This window comes from Thermonema rossianum DSM 10300, assembly GCF_000426825.1.
Classification (GTDB): Bacteria; Bacteroidota; Bacteroidia; order Cytophagales; family Thermonemataceae; genus Thermonema; species Thermonema rossianum.
In genome coordinates this window covers 209,105-227,049 of record NZ_AUGC01000001.1, presented here as the reverse complement: position 1 = coordinate 227,049, position 17,945 = coordinate 209,105, and the positions used below count along the sequence as shown (strand labels likewise).

The 17,945-nt window shown below is 48.3% G+C and carries 13 protein-coding genes; 9 read left to right on the top strand and 4 right to left on the bottom strand.

What is annotated here, in order from left to right:
- Nucleotides 1–64: 64 nt before the first annotated feature.
- Nucleotides 65–4,639, top strand: coding sequence for a PAS domain S-box protein (locus tag K384_RS13175; RefSeq protein ID WP_051632992.1), 4,575 nt, complete (start codon nucleotides 65–67; stop codon nucleotides 4,637–4,639).
- Between the two features lie 28 nt (nucleotides 4,640–4,667).
- Here K384_RS13175 and queG read toward each other — a convergent pair whose 3' ends face one another.
- From queG to aceB, 3 genes are all read right to left on the bottom strand, one after another.
- Complete coding sequence (queG, locus tag K384_RS01040; RefSeq protein ID WP_038028971.1) at nucleotides 4,668–5,630, bottom strand: tRNA epoxyqueuosine(34) reductase QueG; 963 nt, start codon at nucleotides 5,628–5,630, stop codon at nucleotides 4,668–4,670.
- A gap of 212 nt (nucleotides 5,631–5,842) precedes the next feature.
- Entirely contained in the window at nucleotides 5,843–7,117 is a 1,275-nt protein-coding gene (gene aceA / locus K384_RS01035; RefSeq protein ID WP_038028520.1) for an isocitrate lyase, read from the bottom strand.
- A gap of 60 nt (nucleotides 7,118–7,177) precedes the next feature.
- Nucleotides 7,178–8,788, bottom strand: coding sequence for a malate synthase A (gene aceB, locus K384_RS01030; protein WP_084147073.1), 1,611 nt, complete (start codon nucleotides 8,786–8,788; stop codon nucleotides 7,178–7,180).
- 210 nt (nucleotides 8,789–8,998) lie between these two features.
- Here aceB and K384_RS01025 point away from each other — a divergent pair, with 210 nt between their 5' ends.
- A complete protein-coding gene (locus tag K384_RS01025) occupies nucleotides 8,999–10,480 on the top strand; it encodes a helix-turn-helix domain-containing protein (RefSeq protein ID WP_038028519.1) in 1,482 nt (493 codons plus the stop codon).
- Entirely contained in the window at nucleotides 10,467–11,918 is a 1,452-nt protein-coding gene (locus K384_RS01020; RefSeq protein ID WP_157629997.1) for a hypothetical protein, read from the top strand. The genes K384_RS01025 and K384_RS01020 overlap by 14 nt, the downstream gene beginning before the upstream one ends.
- Here K384_RS01020 and K384_RS01015 read toward each other — a convergent pair.
- Nucleotides 11,900–12,160, bottom strand: a complete 261-nt coding sequence (locus K384_RS01015; protein WP_038028516.1) for a 4a-hydroxytetrahydrobiopterin dehydratase — start codon at nucleotides 12,158–12,160, stop codon at nucleotides 11,900–11,902. The genes K384_RS01020 and K384_RS01015 overlap by 19 nt on opposite strands.
- A gap of 84 nt (nucleotides 12,161–12,244) precedes the next feature.
- On the opposite strand from K384_RS01015, the gene K384_RS01010 reads away from it, so the two are divergent.
- The 6 genes from K384_RS01010 (at nucleotide 12,245) to K384_RS13695 (ending at nucleotide 17,945) form a co-directional block, all read left to right on the top strand.
- Nucleotides 12,245–13,876 (top strand): FMN-binding glutamate synthase family protein, encoded by a 1,632-nt coding sequence (locus K384_RS01010; RefSeq protein WP_051632991.1) that lies wholly within the window; start codon nucleotides 12,245–12,247, stop codon nucleotides 13,874–13,876.
- Nucleotides 13,877–14,045: 169 nt separating this feature from the next.
- Nucleotides 14,046–14,411, top strand: coding sequence for a phasin family protein (locus K384_RS01005; protein ID WP_051632990.1), 366 nt, complete (start codon nucleotides 14,046–14,048; stop codon nucleotides 14,409–14,411).
- A gap of 110 nt (nucleotides 14,412–14,521) precedes the next feature.
- Nucleotides 14,522–16,207 carry an ABC1 kinase family protein gene (locus K384_RS01000; protein ID WP_038028514.1) on the top strand — a complete coding sequence of 562 codons (1,686 nt, stop codon included), beginning with the start codon at nucleotides 14,522–14,524 and terminating at the stop codon, nucleotides 16,205–16,207.
- A 43-nt stretch (nucleotides 16,208–16,250) separates the two neighbouring features.
- The gene (locus K384_RS00995) at nucleotides 16,251–16,784 is read left to right on the top strand and encodes a hypothetical protein (RefSeq protein WP_038028512.1); all 534 of its coding nucleotides are present in this window, start codon (nucleotides 16,251–16,253) and stop codon (nucleotides 16,782–16,784) included.
- The gene (locus tag K384_RS00990) at nucleotides 16,777–17,637 is read left to right on the top strand and encodes a CHAD domain-containing protein (protein ID WP_038028511.1); all 861 of its coding nucleotides are present in this window, start codon (nucleotides 16,777–16,779) and stop codon (nucleotides 17,635–17,637) included. The genes K384_RS00995 and K384_RS00990 overlap by 8 nt, the downstream gene beginning before the upstream one ends.
- A gap of 74 nt (nucleotides 17,638–17,711) precedes the next feature.
- Nucleotides 17,712–17,945, top strand: a complete 234-nt coding sequence (locus K384_RS13695; RefSeq protein WP_157629996.1) for a hypothetical protein — start codon at nucleotides 17,712–17,714, stop codon at nucleotides 17,943–17,945.

Genomic DNA, 17,945 nt, shown 5'->3' with positions numbered 1-17,945 from the left:
TATTTTTTCCTTATCTTAGGGTTTAGATGTAAAATAAATGCGAAAGCTAACTCGAGTGTAGAATATGATACAAAAAATAAAGCAACTGAGTCTAAAACAAAAGCTGGCAGTGCTTTTTGGTGCCATGCTTTTGGTTGTGTTGTGCAGCTACTCGATTGTTTTTTGGCAGAGCATGGAATTGCGCAAAGATGCCGGCGCTATTGAACTGTCGCGTAGCAATGAGCGGCTTCTGCGCGAAACCACTTTTTATGCCACGCTTATTTTGAACGAAGAGCTGGAAGCCAAAAGAGAACTACGAAAGAATATAGAGCAGTACAGCCATAACCTCAACTATTTGGACAAAGGCGGGGTGGTACAAATACAAACAGAGCGTATCCGGGTTATTCCTCTTGAAGGCGCCGAACGGGTAATCTTAGATAAAATCAAAAGACAATGGGAGCGCTATCGCGATGAGCTGAATGTGCTGCTTGAAAAACAAGTGGTGTTGGATACCGTTGTGAATGAGCAGCAGATGAAGATGCCCAATGAAGTATTTGAAGACTTCGAGGAAGTACAAACCATCGTATTGGAAACGGTGGCGCCCAAGGTGCAGAAAAAGCTCAACCCGGAAGTGGAGCGCGCCTTTCAAAATATTATTGAACAATATCCCGGACTGCAAGAAAGCCACCACCAACTCACCGAGTTGCTCGTGCAAGACTATATCAAGCGTCAGTTTCTCATTCGCCTGGCAATGGTACTGGGGGCGTTGGGGCTGCTGGCCCTTTGTGTCATAGGCTATATTTACTTTACCCGCGCCTTCATCAAGCCTGTTGAAGCATTCAGCCGGACGGCCGCCGAGCTGGCACAAGGCAACGTGGAAAAAAAAGTGTTGTATGAAGCCCCCGACGAGCTGGGCAAGCTGGCAGAACACCTGAATGCCCTCACCAACAGTCTGCGTGAGACCACCCGCTTTACCGAGCAGCTGCGAAAAAGAAACTTCAATTTTGACTTTTCACCCCGAAGCCCCAAAGATGCTCTCGGAAAATCGCTGGTGGAGCTGCGCGAGCAGTTACGTCAGCTGGCCGAGGAAGAACAGCGCCGCCAATGGGCAAACGAAGGCTTTGCACAGCTTATTGGCATTTTGCGCGAATATACCAACGACAGCGAAGAACTTGCTTATCAGGTCATTGCCTCTTTGGTGAAATATTTGGGCGCCGACCAAGGTGGTCTGTTTGTGCTGGAAGAAGACGAAGAAGGAAACCGCTATCTTGAATTAAAAGCCGGTTTTGCCTATAACCAACGTAAATACCTTCAAAAACGCTTGGAGTTGGGGCAAAGCCTCGTGGGGCAAGCTGTACTTGAAAAAGACACTTTGCACTTAGACAAACTGCCCGAAGACTATCTCGAAATATCGTCCGGCTTGGGCGAAGCCACACCACAAAATTTGCTGATTGTGCCCCTCATTGACCATGAAGAAACTTACGGTGCCATAGAGATAGCCTCTTTCAAAAAGCTCGAAGAGCATGAAGTAGAGTTTGTGCAAAAGGTGGCGGAAAACGTGGCTTCGACCATTGCCACCATCAAGCGTACGGCGCGCATGAACAAGCTTCTGGAAGAATCGCGAGAAGCCACCGAACAAATGCGCAAACAGGAGCAAGTGATGCGTAAAAGCTTGGAAAAGCTGGCGCAAACGCAAGAAGAGATGGAGCGCAACAAGCAAGAGCTGGAGCGCATGAAAGAAAACCTCGAGCGGCAAGTGCGGCAGCGCACAATGGAACTGCAAGAAAAAGAAGCGCAGCTGTCAGAAGCCTTGCGACTGGCCAACTTGGCACCTTGGAAGCTCGACATAGAGCAAGAAATGATAATTGCCAACGAACACCTTTACAACCTGCTAAAAACCAACCGTGAAGTAGAGAACGGCTATCAATTGCCCACTACCCGCTTCCTCAACAAGTTCGTGGTAGAAGAAGACCGCAAGCTGGTCTCCGATACCTTAGCCGAAGCCATCAAAACGCAAGACGTAAATTATGAGGGCTTCGCAGAGTTCCGAATCCGCCAAAGCGATGGCGAAATACGTTACGTTACGCTGTCCATCAAGAAAGAAATGGATGTCAACCGGGGCAAAGTGCGTTTCCTGTACGGTACCATTCAAGACATTACGCGCCAAAAACGCATAGAAGACCGTATTCGCCAGCAAAACGAAGAGCTGGAGCGCCAAAAGGCCGAACAAGAAAAGTTTGTTGCCATCATCGACAACACCACCGACCTCATCTTAATGACCGACCTGCAATACCACATTACTTATTCCAACAAAATCAGTGAAAAGCAATATGGTATTGCCCTAAGCAAAGGCGCCCGCCTGCAGGACCTCTTCGAAAAAGCAGAGTGGAAACGCTTTACTCAACAGGCCATTCCGCAAGCGCTGGAAAAAGGTTTTTGGGAAGGCGAGCTGGAAATTATCAGCCAGCGCACCTTCTTGCCGGTGTATTGCATCGGTAATGTGATAGCTGTACGGGATGCCCGCAACGAAATAGTAGCTTTGGCGCTTATCCTGCGCGACATTACCGAAAAGCAAAAGATAGAGAAAGAGCGCGAGCTGGAAAGTGCCCGTATGCGTGCCATCCTGGAGAGCACCGAAGATGAAATAGTGGCTGTGGACGAGCAATTCCGCATTATTTCTTTCAATACCCGCTGGGCAGAATTCATGAAACGGGAAACAGGAAGCATGCCTGCCATAGGGCAACATATATTCAATGATTTCGAATACAAACGCTCTGAACTGAAAGCCCAGCTCGAAGAGGACTTTAAACGTGCGCTTGAAAAAGGTGCCTTTTCTAAAATAGATACCTACAAAGAAACAAAAGAGGTCGGACTCAGTAAAAAGAAAAAACAAACCGAAATTATCGAGCACGAGTATTATTATCTTCGCTTCTACAACCCGATGTACGATAAGTCCGGCCAACTAACCGGCATCGTTTGCTTTACCAAAGACATTACAGAGCAAAAACTGGCAGAAACAGCCATTCAAAAGAGCGAGCAACGGCTCAAAGCCATTTCCGAGGCCACCACAGAAGGTATTATCATTCACGACAAAGGCTTTATTAAGGATGTAAACAGTGCTTTCTGCCGCATTATCGGCTATTCAGAAAAAGAGCTTATCGGACAGTATTTCTTTGACTACTTAGACCCTGAAAGCAAAGCACTGGCCATCATCAACATGCAGTTAGGCTATGCCAAACCCTTTGAGGCTATACTGATAAACAAAGCCGGCGAAGGCATCCCCATAGAAATACACAACAAAGTGCATGAATATGCCGGACAACGCATCCGCATATTCTCGGTACGCGATATATCCAGCCAAAAAGAGGTGCAAGAAGAACTGCGCAAGTCAAAAGACACGCTGCAGAAAATCATCGACACCCTGCCGCACAGTGTCTTCTGGAAAGACCGCAACTCCATCTACTTAGGTTGCAATCAGCGTTTCTTACAAATCATCGGCGCTAAAAGTATAGATGACATCATTGGCAAAACTGACTATGACCTCTGGGATGAACACGAAGCAGAATTTTACATTGCTTCTGACCAAAAAGTAATGGAAACGGGCATCCCTGAAATCGATGTGCTGCAGTCTATTGTGCAGGCCGACGGCAAACAAGTATGGCTGCGCGTAAGCAAAATACCATTTACCGACAGCGAAGGCAATATCATTGGCATCATCGGCACTTACCAGGATATCACCGAGCAGAAAGAGAATGAAGAGGCTATTATTGAAAGCAAAGAGCGCCTACGTCAGCAAATAGAAATACTGACTACCTTGGGCGCGCAGCGTGTCGATGAAGAGGGGCTGCGTCCTTTTGCGCAAGAAGTAACTAAAGCCGTAGCACATACGGTCAATGTGGCGCGCGTAAGCGTATGGGAATATCAAGACGGACAGCTCAAGTGCGTGGACCTCTATGACAAGACCGTCGACAGACATACTTCCGGAAAGATATTGTTGGAAGACAAAGCACCTAAATTCTTCAAAACGCTCAAAGAAGAGCCCGTCATAGTGGCAGAATATGCCCAAGTGGACCCACGCACCAAAGAACTCACCATGGAGTATTTGGCAGCAGCCAGCATTACTTCGCTCTTGTGCTACCCCATACGCATAGGCAACCGTCTGAAAGGCATGATTGCCTGTGAACACGTGCGCACCCCACGCGAGTGGCATATTGAAGAGCAAAGCTTTGTAACTTCTATGATGGACTTGCTAAGCCTGCGCATGGAAGAAATCGAGCGTCAGCAAATAGAAAAAGCCATGCGGGCTGTGTTGCGTCTTACCGAGCAGCTCATCGAACAACGCACCCTGCCCATTGCTACTTTGGACCTGGATGCGCGCCTGCTCAACTTCAATAAGGGCTTCCGCCAAGAAATAGAAAGCATTTATGCTGTGGGCATTGAAAAGCGAACCTCCTTACTCAATGCCATACCCATAGAAGCCGACCGGAAGGCTGTTGAAGGCATACTGGACGAAGTCATGAAAGAACGAAGGAGCATTTTCAGGAAAATAACACTCGGGCGCAAACACGTGGATGTAATTGTGAATGTAGAACCAATCATCGACGAAAACGACGATATTTTAGGCTTTGCCTTCTCCTTCCGTCAAGAGCCCCAAAACTAAAAAGTAGCACAGCCGGTTTCAAGAGCCTTCACCTGCCGGTGGCGGCTCTTTTTTTTTCACCTGCTACAAACCGGATGTTGCGTTTCAAGCCTTCATAGGCAGTACGCTTCACCGCGCTGCCCCGGAACAGTGTCTCAAATACTTCTTCGGTCAGTTCCATCCAATCGCCGCGGCGCATCTGTTTGAGCTGTTCCGAAGGCAAAAAGTCCGGTTCGTGGTGTGGGCGCGCAAAACGGTTCCACGGACATACATCTTGACACACATCACAACCGAACACCCATCCCTCCATTTTATCCTTGAAGGCAGCCGGCAGCTGCTCTTTCAGCTCAATGGTCAAATACGAAATGCAACGGCTGCCATCCACCACATAGGGCGCCACGATGGCATCGGTAGGGCATGCCTCCATGCAGCGTGTACAAGTGCCGCAGTAGTCTTTTATGGGACCATCGGGCACCAATTCAAGGTCAATAATCAGCTCTGCAATAAAGAAAAAGCTGCCCATCTTACGGTTGATGAGATTGGAATGCTTGCCTATCCAACCCAAGCCGCTACGTTTTGCCCACACTTTATCCATCACCGGGGCTGAATCTACAAAAGCACGCCCGTGCACCTCCCCCACTTCGGCTTGCAGACGTTGCATAAAATGCTTCAGTTTCTTTTTAATCACCTTGTGGTAATCTCTGCCGTAGGCATATTTCGAAATCTTAAAATTGTCTTCTTCGGGCAAGGTTTCGGGCGGATAGTAGTTGTAAAGCAAAGAAACCACCGAACGTGCGCCTTCTACCAACTTGCGCGGATCAAGGCGCTTGTCGAAATGATTTTCCATGTAGCGCATTTGCCCATGATAGCCCTTTTTGAGCCATGCTTCCAGGCGGGGGGCTTCTTCTTCCAAAAAAGTAGCCTCCGATATGCCGCAAAAGTCAAAGCCCAAGTCTGCGGCTATCTGTTTGACGATGGCAGTATGCCGCTCTTTCAGTCCGTCCCGGTGCATAGTTTTTTCCTTTGTAAGCGCTACCAATGTAAACACAAAAGTAAGGCTTTTCTTATCGTGCATGCCCCATGAGATTTTCGAAACCATTCGTAAACATGGCTTTTCCCAAACAATTGCCCCCAAAACAAGCAAAAAGACAGCCCTCAGTAAGGACTGCCTTTTTAAAACCTATCTTTCGTTATATGGATTTTAAAAACTGTTGAAAACAAAGCTTAAAACTGCTCTTCTTCGGTAGAGCCTTTGAAGGCGAGTGTGGAAGCCAGGCCCCCGGTGACTGTTTCTTGAACGGCATCGAAATAAGGTACTCCCACAAAGCTTTGGTGTTTCACTGCCTTGAAGCCTTTTTCCTGCAAAGCAAATTCGCGTTGCTGCAGCTGTGAGTAGCCCAACATGCCGTGCTGCTTGTAAGCCATTGCCAATTCAAACATGGCCGTATTTAAAGCATGGAAACCTGCCAAAGTGATGAACTGGAACTTATAGCCCATTTCGGCTAACTTTTCACGGAAAGTAGCCATCTCCGACTCAGACAACTTCGCTGCCCAATTGAACGAAGGCGAGCAGTTGTAAGCCAAGAGCTTGCCCGGATATTTTTCATGGATGGCTTGTGCAAATTCACGAGCTTCGCCCAAGTCCGGATGCGAAGTCTCCATCCACAACAAATCGGCATAGGGGGCATATGCCAAACCGCGGGCAATGGCTTGTTCTATTCCGTTTTTCACATAATAGAAGCCTTCTGCACTGCGTTTGCCGGTAATGAAAGGCCGGTCGCGCGGGTCAATGTCGCTGGTAATCAAATTGGCGGCATCGGCATCGGTGCGTGCAATCAAGACAGTGGGCACCCCGCAGATGTCGGCAGCCAAACGTGCCGCCACCAACTTTTGTATGGCTTCTTGGGTAGGCACCAACACTTTGCCGCCCAAATGACCGCATTTTTTTGCCGACGACAGTTGGTCTTCGAAATGCACACCGGCCGCGCCTGCCTCAATCATCATTTTCATCAGCTCAAAGGCATTCAGGTTGCCACCAAAGCCTGCTTCTGCATCTGCCACAATGGGCAAGAAGTAATCAATATTACCTTCGCCCGAAAGTGTCTGCAGTTGGTCTGCCCGCATAAAAGCATTGTTGATGCGTTTTACCAACATGGGCACACTGTTGACAGGATACAGGCTTTGGTCCGGATACATTTCACCGGCCAGGTTGGCATCGGCAGCCACCTGCCACCCACTCACGTAAATGGCATTCAAGCCGGCTTGTGCTTCCTGCACCGCCTGGTTGCCGGTCAGCGCCCCCAAACCGGCCACAAAAGGCTCGGTGTGCAGCAGTTTCCACAACTTTTCGGCACCACGCTTTGCCAAGGTGTACTCTATTTGCACACTGCCACTCAAAGACACCACCTTTTCGGCAGTATAAGGGCGTTCAATGCCTTTCCAACGCGGATTGGTGTTCCATTCGTTGACCAATTGAGCGATTCTTTCTTGCTTGTTCATAGGGGTTCGTGTTTTTAAGGTTTTTATAAGGGGTTTCTTAGGGGTTCAGATTCAAGAGACTTAGTCCAAAAGTTCATAAGCCGGCAGGGTCAGAAAGTCGATAAAGTCTTTTTCCAGCACCAAACGGTCGAAAAGCTCTATTGCCTGTTGCAACTTGCCTGTTGCCACACGGTCGGCGCCCAGCAGCTGTTTTATCTTTTCTACTTCTTCGGCTTTCAGACGCCCGTAAAGCTCGGGGGTGAGGCGGCGCCCGTCGTCCCATATGGCACGCGGATTGTGCAACCATTGCCACAGCTGGGCGCGCGATATTTCGGCAGTCGCCGCATCTTCCATTAAATTATAAAGTGCAGCCGCCCCCACGCCTTGCAACCAGGACTCAATGTAGAGAATCCCCACATTGATATTGGTGCGCACGCCCTGTTCGGTAATTTTTCCACCTTCTACATGGAAGTTGGTCAGGTCGTTGGGGGTAATGACATAAGCCGCCGAACGCTTTTCGTCTTTTTGATGCACGCTGTCGCCAAGCACCTCTTTGAAAGCCTGTAATGCCACAGGCACCAAGTCGGGATGCGCTACCCAAGTGCCATCGTAGCCGGTATGTGCTTCCAACGCCTTGTCTTGATACACTTTATCGAAGGCGCGGCGATTCACTTCCTCATCTTTGCGGCTGGGAATAAAAGCCGACATGCCGCCAATGGCATGGGCACCATGCAAATGGCAAGCCTGCACCACACGCATGGCATAGGCGCGCATAAAAGGCACGGTCATGGTTACTTGGGCGCGGTCGGGGAAGAGCACCTCCGGCCGGTTTCTGAATTTCTTGATGGCACTGAAGATGTAGTCCCAACGTCCGGCATTCAAGCCTGCCATGTGGTCGCGCAGGGCATAAATGATTTCTTCCATTTCAAAAGCCGCCGTGATGGTCTCTATCAGCACGGTGGCTTTGATGGTGCCCACGGGAATGCCAAGGTATTGTTGTGCCTCCACAAAAACCTCGTTCCACAGGGCAGCTTCTTGATAGCTTTCCAATTTGGGCAGATAGAAATAGGGACCGGAACCGCGAGCCAACAGCTCTTTGGCATTATGGAAGAAATACAAGCCAAAATCAAATAAGGAAGCCGAGACAGGCTCGCCGTCAATGAGTACATGCTTTTCGGGTAGATGCCAGCCGCGGGGGCGCACTTTCAACACCGCCACTTTTTCTTTAAGGCTGTATTGTTTGCCATTGGGGGCAGTAAAGTCTATTTGGCGCCGGATGGCATCATACAGATTGATTTGCCCCTCGACGCAGTTGGTCCACGTGGGCGAATTGGCGTCTTCAAAATCCGCCATGAATACTTTAGCCCCCGAGTTGAGCGCATTGATAATCATTTTGCGGTCAACCGGACCGGTAATCTCTACCCGGCGGTCCTGCAGGTCCTGCGGTATGGGCGCTACCTGCCAATCGCCGCCCCTTATTTCTTCTGTTTCTTTTGGAAAAGTAAGGGGCTGCCCTTCACTGATGGCTTGGAAACGCGCCTCCCGCTCTGCCAGAAGTGCTTTGCGCTTGGCATTGAAGGTGCGGTGCAGGTGAGCCACAAAGCGCAGGGCTTCCGGACTCAATATCTCTTCATAGCGTTCATGCAAGGGGGCTGTGATACGAATGCCTTCGGTGGTAACAGGTGTGGACATGGCTCAATGTTTTTAATTGATAGTTTGTGTTGTATGATTCAAATGTAAAAAAGCGAAAAATAAAAAACAAGCGAATTTTCGCTAAATTTATTTTTTCGCAAAAACTTCTTTATTTTGTGCAATCAAACCTATGTAAAAGGCAAGCGGGCATGCCGCTGCCTTCGCAATAAAAAGCGGTAAAACAGCACAAAAGCCGAATAAAACACAGACATGGCACTGCACGAACAAAACATCCGGTTAACCTTTGGTCTTAAGCTTCGACAATTGCGCCAGGAAAAAGGCTTGTCGTTGCAGACACTTTCGCAGCGCACCGGCATTTCGGTGTCTTATTTGAACGAAATAGAAAAAGGTAAAAAATACCCCAAAGCCGATAAAATTGCTGCCCTGGCAGAAGCCCTCGAAGTAAGCTACGACTGGCTGGTGTCGCTTCAGCTGCACCCCAAGTTGGCCCCACTGACCGAGCTTCTGCAGTCCAATTTGTTGCAGGAGCTTCCTTTAGAAGTATTGGGCATAGACAAAGCCAAACTTATTGAGCTGCTGGCCGATGCACCGGCCAAGCTCAGCGCTTTTGTAAGCACCCTGATCGAAATCAGCCGGAACTATGACATGCAGGTAGAGCAGTTTTTCTTTTCTGTGCTGCGTTCCTACCAAGAAATGCACAACAACTACTTTGAAGACCTGGAAGAAGCAGCGACCCACTTTCGCCAACAATACCTGCCCTCGCAAGAGACGGACAGTCATACCCTTGCCGGCGTTTTGCGCGAACACATGGGGATTCAGGTCATTTATGAAAATTTCCAACAAGAAGCGTTGTATGCCTTGCGTTCTGTTTTTATTCCTAAGAAACGCCTGTTGGTAATAAACCGTCGTTTGTCAGAAGCCCAAAGACGCTTCGTATTGGCACGTGAGCTGGGCTTTGCCCACTTGTCTCTTTCGCCACGCCCCTATACTTTTTCATGGGTTACCATCAGTTCTTTTGAAGAAGTTTTAAACAACTTCAAAGCCTCTTATTTTGCCGGTGCTTTGCTGCTGCCTGTGGCAAGTTTGCTTCCTCAAATAGAGTCGCTCCTGAACATGCCCGGATGGCAACCCTCGGCTTGGCTGGCACTGCTCGAGCGCTATGTGGTAACACCCGAAACATTGCTGCATCGTTTCACCAATCTTTTGCCTCATTTTTTGGGGCTGCAAGAGCTGTTTTTCTTGCGTTTTAGTATGGACACCGCCTCCCAAAAAGTGCGCTTAACCAAAGAAATGCACTTGGGGCAATTGCACAACCCTCATGCTACTGCCTTGCATGAACATTACTGCCGGCGCTGGGTATCGCTGCAGGTGCTGCAGTCCATGCAAAACCAACGGCACGAAGGCTACCTTTGCGATGCCCAAATATCGGAATACATAGACAGCCCCAACCGCTATTGGGTGCTCACCATGGCGCGCTCCATGTACCCCACACCGGCTACTTTAAGCAGTGTGTCCATAGGCATTTTGCTTAACGATAACACAAAACAAAAGCTTCGCTTTCTTGAAAATGCACAGCTGAGCGGCCGGAAAGTGGGTGAAACCTGCGAACGTTGCAGCGCTCCCGATTGCAAGGAACGTGCGGCACCTGCGGTTGTACTGGAAGAAAAGCAGCGTCATCAGGCACGCTTGAAAGCTTTGCAACAATTGGTGCAACATTATGAACAATCTTAAAACAAGCCTGATGAATGCCGGCATAAGCTGCCTGGCAATAGCCGGCATGGTCATACTACACCTTTACTACGCACCCGGCTTTCACCTGCCCGACTACGACGCCCATCGCTATGCGTGGAATGCCCAGCAGCTGGCAACAGGGCACTTTAACGAGCTGTTCCATCACTTAGCCCCTCTGTATCAGCTGATTTTGGCTGCTGTTTGGCGCTTGTTTGCATCCATAGAGGCGTGGATAGTACTCACCGCCGGGCTCTATGCGCTCATTAGCGTTTATTGGTGCTTTCAAGTAGCTTGTAGCTGGTGGCAGCGCCTCAGCTTGTTTGTCTTATTGCAATTTACCCCACTGCTGTTTTATCACAATGGGGGCATACAAACAACCGCCTTCTTTCTGCTGGGATTTACTGTGTGGTGGCGGCTTTATAAGAATCGCTCAAACCGGCTGTTGCCTACGCTTGCCGAAGCGCTTTGGTGGGGCATTTGCCTGACGCTCGAGTATAAGTCCATCTTTTGGCTTACCGGCTTATGGCTACACGACGGTTACTGGCTTATGACCGGCCGCCATCACGGTCATCTGATACGCTATCTGCGCCAAGGCGTTCACATGCTGTGGGTGCCTTTCTTGCTAATGTTTACAGGTGCTTTGCAAGGAATTCCCTGGTGGCGTTATCCGGCTGCTTGGGTGGCATTGTTTTTCCGAAAAGATTATCTCCGGCAGGCAAGCTCTTTGGACATACTTTTTCACTTCAAATATCTTTTGCAATATGAGCCATTGGCGTTGGCAGGGGTGCTGCTGCTTTTGTTTTGGTGGCTACACCTGAAAGACATACCCTCTCAAAGACAAGAGTCAATACTTTACTTTCTTGCCTTATGGCTATTGCTGCTGATGAGCTTTTTGCCCAAGGCTCCCCGCGGCATTTTGTTGAGTGTGTTCATTGCTTATGTGGCTTTGGTGCAATTGATGACACACATGCTTGCCTCTCGTGTGCTCCTGCAAAGCCTGTTGATGAGCTTGGGCGTGGGATGGGCTTGCTGGGTTTCCACACAACGTTTGTTGCCTTATGCTACCTTCCATGCACCTTATAAAGAAGCAGCTCAACGGCTTGTAAGCTACACCAAAGGCAAAGGCGAAATACACAGTGTGCTTGCTTTGGCTACGGCTTTGCACCTGCCCCCTGATGTTCGCCTGCATGTGCACTTTCATCAAGCGCTTGCATACCGCCCCCTTTTAGTAAGCGATGCAGCCCTGCTTTTTTATCCGGAAGCCCAACTTCAAAAACTGCGTAAGCAAGCAATATGGGTGCTTCCGCATCCTTTCTTGGGCTTTCCGCTTTTGCATTTGGAAAGTGCCGAATTTCAAGGACACAGTTATGAAGAAGCCCTCACCTTTGCCAAGCGCATGCAACGGCATGCTCCTGCCCTTTATTTTTTGCCCCATTGAGCATATAAATGACTAATGGCCTCTGCCATCCGGCGGTCTTGTTCGGTAATTACATTGCCGGCATCGTGTGTGCTTAGTTTTATTTCCAGACGGTTATACACATTGCGCCAATCGGGGTGGTGATTCAGCTGCTCGGCAAGCAAGGCTACCTGCACCATAAAAGCGAATGCCTGTTTGAAATCAGCGAACTGCAACTCGGCGTGCAAGGCATTGTTTTCTTCTTTCCAGTGAATTTTTTCCATACCTTTTTCTTTAAATGCCCCTGTCTATCTCCTGAAATTTAGTAAATTCCTTTCTATCGTAACTAAGCTCTAAAAAGGGATACTATGTGGAAAAATATTCAATCATTTGTGGAAAGCATTATACGCTGGGAAGAACTCAGCCTGCACTTTTTGTGGTTCTTGGTGCCCATTGTCCTGCTTTATATGGCAGTCAAAGACATCTTTTTCAATAAAAAGCACACCATCAAGCACAACTTTCCGGTAGTAGGCAGGCTACGTTATCTGCTTGAGTCCATTGGTCCGGAACTACGGCAATATATTGTGGCACACAACCGTGAAGAACGCCCTTTTAACCGTGCCGAACGTTCCTGGATTTATGCCTCTGCCAAAAAACAAAACAACTACCAAGGATTCGGCACCGATGCCGATGTGTATGCACAAGGTCATGTGTTCATAAACCCATCCTTGTTTCCTTATGTGCCACCGGAAGGGCACCCCAATACGACCGACCCCTACTTTCTGCCCTCTGCCAAGGTGATGGGGCTGGCCAATGGACGAAAGCGCCCCTGGCGTCCTTACTCTATCATCAATATATCGGCAATGAGCTATGGCTCTTTATCAAAGAATGCAGTAATAGCCTTGAATAAAGGCGCCAAGATGTGTGGTTGCTGGCACAATACAGGCGAAGGCGGGCTCTCGCCTTATCACTGCCACGGCGCCGACGTGATTTTTCATTTTGGAACCGGTTACTTTGGCGTAAGAGATGCCCAAGGACGTTTTTCGATGAGCAAGCTGGTGGACTTGGTGCAGCAACATCCCTTTGTTCGTGCCATAGAAATCAAGCTATCGCAAGGTGCCAAACCGGGCAAGGGCGGCATCTTGCCTGCCAAGAAGGTGACGCCCGAAATTGCACGGATACGGGGCATTGAGCCCTACACACCGGCACTTTCACCTTCGGCACACACCGCCTTCCGCAATGTACCCGAGCTGCTGGACTTTGTGGAGTCCATTGCAGAGAACACGGGGCTGCCGGTGGGCATCAAAGCGGCAGTAGGTAAACTCGAATACTGGGAAGAGCTTGCCGACCTAATGATGGCGCGCGGTACCGGACCCGACTTCATCACCATTGATGGCGGCGAAGGGGGTACCGGGGCTGCTCCCCCCCACTTTGCCGACCATGTATCGCTGCCATTCATTTTTGCCTTTACGGCCGTTTATCAAATTTTTCTTGAGCGCGGTCTTACCGACCGGGTGGTATTTATAGGCTCGGGCAAACTGGGGCTTCCGGCACGTGCCATGATGGCTTTTGCCATGGGGGTAGATATCATCAACGTAGCCCGCGAAGCCATGATGGCCATCGGTTGTATTCAGGCACAAAAGTGTCATAACAACCACTGCCCCGTGGGAGTTGCCACACAAAATAAGTGGTTGGTGTCAGGCTTGGACCCTACCAACAAATCATATCGTCTGGCAAACTATATGAATGTATTCCGGAAGGAGCTCTTGGAGCTTACCCACGCTTGCGGCTATGAGCACCCCTGCCAAATGACCATGGAAGACATAGAAGTGGGTATGGGCGATATCAAAACCCGTCAAACATTGGAAGATGCCTTCGGATATAAAAAACAAAAGGTGGCATTTCAAGGTATGGAATCACTAAAAAGCTGCAGCTACCTGGGCGGGTTGGCACAGGGTTTCTCTGCCCCCTATGAAGTGCAAAGCGTGCTTCAAAAATAGCCTGCTAAAGTAAACCCCAAGTTTAAAGTTCAAGAGAATATAAAAAAAGTACAATAAAATAGATAATATTTATATTTTGATATAAAAAAATTAACATTTTCATTTGCAATGAATTAAAACAATGGTTATATTTGTATTGTATAAAAGTTTCACTTAAAAAAGTATAATTATGGATATGCAAGAAGTTGTAAAAAAATTCATCTACACCAGCGTAGGTTTGGTTTCCATCACTGCTGAAACGCTGAAGCAAACGGTAGATAAGCTGGTAGAAGAAAGCAAACTCTCTACCGACGAAGGCAAAAAAATCGTAGACGAGTTCTTGAAGAACACCGAAACCAAGCGCGAAGAGTTTGAAACTCAGCTGCAAAGCTTGGTAGAAAAAGTAAGCAAAAAGCTTAAGTTCGTAACAGAAGACGACTTGAACGAAGTGCTCAAACGTGTAGAAAAGCTGGAAAAAGCTTTGGCAGAGCAAGCAGCTGCTCAAGGAGGCAGCAAAGCCGGCAAGGCTAAAAAATCAGAAGAAGCCAAAGCTTAATCAAAAAGTAAAGATTTGACTTTCATATAGAAAGCAAGGCCGGTTGAAGGTATTCAATCGGTCTTCTTTTTTAAAAATGCTTATTTTTAAAAACCACACTGAACAACATCATGGCAACCGTCTTCCAAACCATACGCAATATCAACAGGCTGCGGCAAGTAATCAACATCTTGCTGAAGTACGGCTTTGAGGAATTTGTCACTACCACGCCACTGCGCAAATTGATTCCTGCACGCCAGCAGTCTGACTGGTTTCGAGGCGAACGCCCCGTGTTCTCCTATACTACCTGGGAGCGCATACGCATGGTTGTAGAAGAGCTGGGCCCCACTTTTGTAAAGCTGGCACAAGTAGCAAGCAACCGCCCAGACTTGCTGCCCGACCCGCTTATCAAAGAGCTGGAAAAGCTGCAAAGCAGTGTGCCCCCTTTCCCTTATGAAGAAGCCCTGCGCATTATAGAAGAGGAACTACAGCGCCCTGTGGATGAGTTGTTCGCTTTCTTTGATAAAATCCCTTTGGGCTCGGCTTCCATCGGGCAAGTGCATCGCGCACGCCTGCATAGCGGTGAAGATGTGGTGGTGAAGGTGCAGCGCCCCGACATAGAAACCAAAATACACACCGACCTGCAGCTTATTAAAGAGCTGGTGAAGCTCACAGAGAACTACTTCAAAAACCTTGGCATACTGAACCCCAACGAGATAGTAGAGACTTTTGAAAAAAGCCTGCTACGTGAGTTGGACTACCAACATGAGCTTCGTCACATAGAGCAGTTCCGGAAGCTATACAAGCATGTTCCCCGCCTCTATATTCCCAAGCCCTACCGCGAGCTGTCGAGCAAACGGGTGCTTACGATGGAGTTTGTCAGCGGCTGCAAAATCACCGACACCAAGCAGCTGCGCGCCTGGGGGCTCTCGCCCGAAATACTGGCACAACGTGGGCTTCAGCTTTACCTCATGCAGATTTTTGAATATGGCTTCTTCCATGCAGACCCCCACCCCGGCAACGTATTGGTGCGCCCCAACGGGGATATTATCCTGCTTGACTACGGTATGGTAGGTAAACTAAGCCGTGCTCAACGTTTTGCTTTTGCCGGTGTATTCATAGGCATGGCACAGCGCGACCCCCGACGCATGGCGCTTAATCTGCAGCAACTGGCAATAGAACACGAAATAGAAGATATCAAAGAGCTGGAGCAGGACCTCGAAGAGCTTATCGAAGACTTGGTCATACTCGATACGGGGGAAGCAGGCATGACGCTTTTCACCGAGCGTCTGCAACGCATTGCCTACAAGCACAGCTTGCAAATACCGGGCAATATATTCCTCATACTGCGTGCCCTGGCTATTCTTGAAGGCATTGGGCTGCAAATATACCCGGCATTTGACACACTCGAGGCTGTCAAGCCCTATGGTGCCAAACTACTGGCAGAACAGTTTTCTTGGGAAAACATGCGTGCCGAATTTGCCAACACATTCCTGCAAATCGGTTACCTGGTTGCTCAAATGCCGGATGATGTACGTACCATTTTAGGCAAGCTGCGCCAAGGAAAGCTGCACTTCAATATGCAAGTCACCGGATATGAGGAGCTACTCAGTGAAATGGAATCGCTTATCCGGCGCTTGTCATTGACGATCCTTATTGCTGCCCTGCTTATCTTCTCCGGTCTTAGCCTGCGTGCAGATTACGGACAACACATTCCCCAATTATGGGGCATTTCTTACGTGACGCTTATCAGCTGGATCATTGCCGGCATCTTGTCCACCATTTTGTTGCTGCTGACCCTCAAGCGCAAAGAATGATTGCCATATTTTTGCTAACTTAGATGGTGGTTCGGAAAAAGCTATGTTTATCGTACACAACAGGAAGCGCTACGTCGGTTATTTGCTATTCAGCGATTTGGTATCATTGAGTCGCTACGCTGCCGGCATTGCCTTAATTGTCCACTATTTCTTTACGCCGGTTCTTTATCCACATGTTTTCACCGGCGTATTGCTGGCTACCGTTCTGTTCCGCTTGTTGGAAATTTATATCAAGCCTTCATTTTTTCAGTTACATGTGGAAGGCAATAACATAAGCATTACAGATATACCCTTTCGCTATAATATGCTGTGGATGTGGGTGTTGATGCGCCGGCGCCTGCTTACGAAAAACACGATTCCCCTTGAAGAGTTCAACGGTTTTGAAATCAGTTTTCAAAAGGGCGGCTGGCAACGTCTGTTGGTAATACACCGCAAGCGTGGTTTTCAACTGCTAAAAAGCATGCCTTATAATATTTCATGGCTGTCTATACGTGACTATACCCGCCTGATTATGTTTTTAGATGAGCTTACTTTTCAACAAAAAGTAAGACAAACCCCCAATATACGCCATGAGTAGCCGGTATTTTTATTCAAAAATAAGTACCTGTTTAGATGAAGCCCATCATGAAATTGTGAGTCATTGGGAGGCTGCCCTGCAGCTTGAAACCACTGCCATTCACGATGTGCGTGTGGGCATGAAACGCTTTCGTGCCCTGTTGCATCTGGCACATTTTATCCGCCCCGACAAGATAGATAAGCAATCAATAAAGGGGCTCTTCCGGCCGGTGTACCCTGTCTTAGGTATTATCAGAGATACACAAGTGCAAGAAGAGCTTATCAAGTCGTTTTATTACCTGAAAAGCCGGTTCGAGTTTTATCATCATTACCTGAAGAAGAAGCGGGAAAAAGCGCGCATCCAACTACAAGACAGCCTGCATGAATTTGACCTGAAGCCACTGACAGAGACCAAAAAGCGTGTCAAGCTGCTGCTTTATTACAGCGACGACGCACAAACTGCCCGCTTGCTGCGCATGCATCTCAAGCAACTGAAACAGAAGACTTACAAAAAGCTCAAGAATAACGATGAGGAGAGCATGCACAAAGTGCGTAAGTACCTCAAAGAAAGCATGTACATTGTAGAGACTACTTGTGAGCCTCTTCCGGAATTTTATTCTTACTTAAAAAGGCTGGCACGCCAACTGGGGCATTGGCATGACCTTACGGTTATGAATCAGACACTGACCGAAATAGAAAAAGAAGAAGCAAGCATTGTACTAAGCCCTGAGTACCTCTTGCTTCGCAAGCTTGCCCATATGCAAGAAGAAGACGAACGAAAAAAGCTACAGAAAAAAGTCCGCAAGTTTCTGGATAAGCAATACAAGATCAAGCGTTTAATATTCTTCGAAGCAGAAGCAAACAGTCAAAAATAAATTCTGTCGCAGCTATTGACTATTTACAATTTATTTTGTACCTTTATCATAGGTAACATTTAGATGCTAATGACATGGCTGCCCTTTATTTCCTTGTGTGCGTGTGTTGCTTCTCTGTGATAGCGTGGGTGATGGTGCGCTCTATCGGCAAGCCCAACTTCCCCTCTGATGGCGATGATGATGGAGGGTTGCCCGGCAATGGGGGGTTTCCTATCATAGACCTGCCGCCGGGTGGAAGAACAGAGGATTTGCTGGTAGATCGGTGGTACTCGACGCCCGTCAAGCAACGTACGAAATCACCGGCTTAG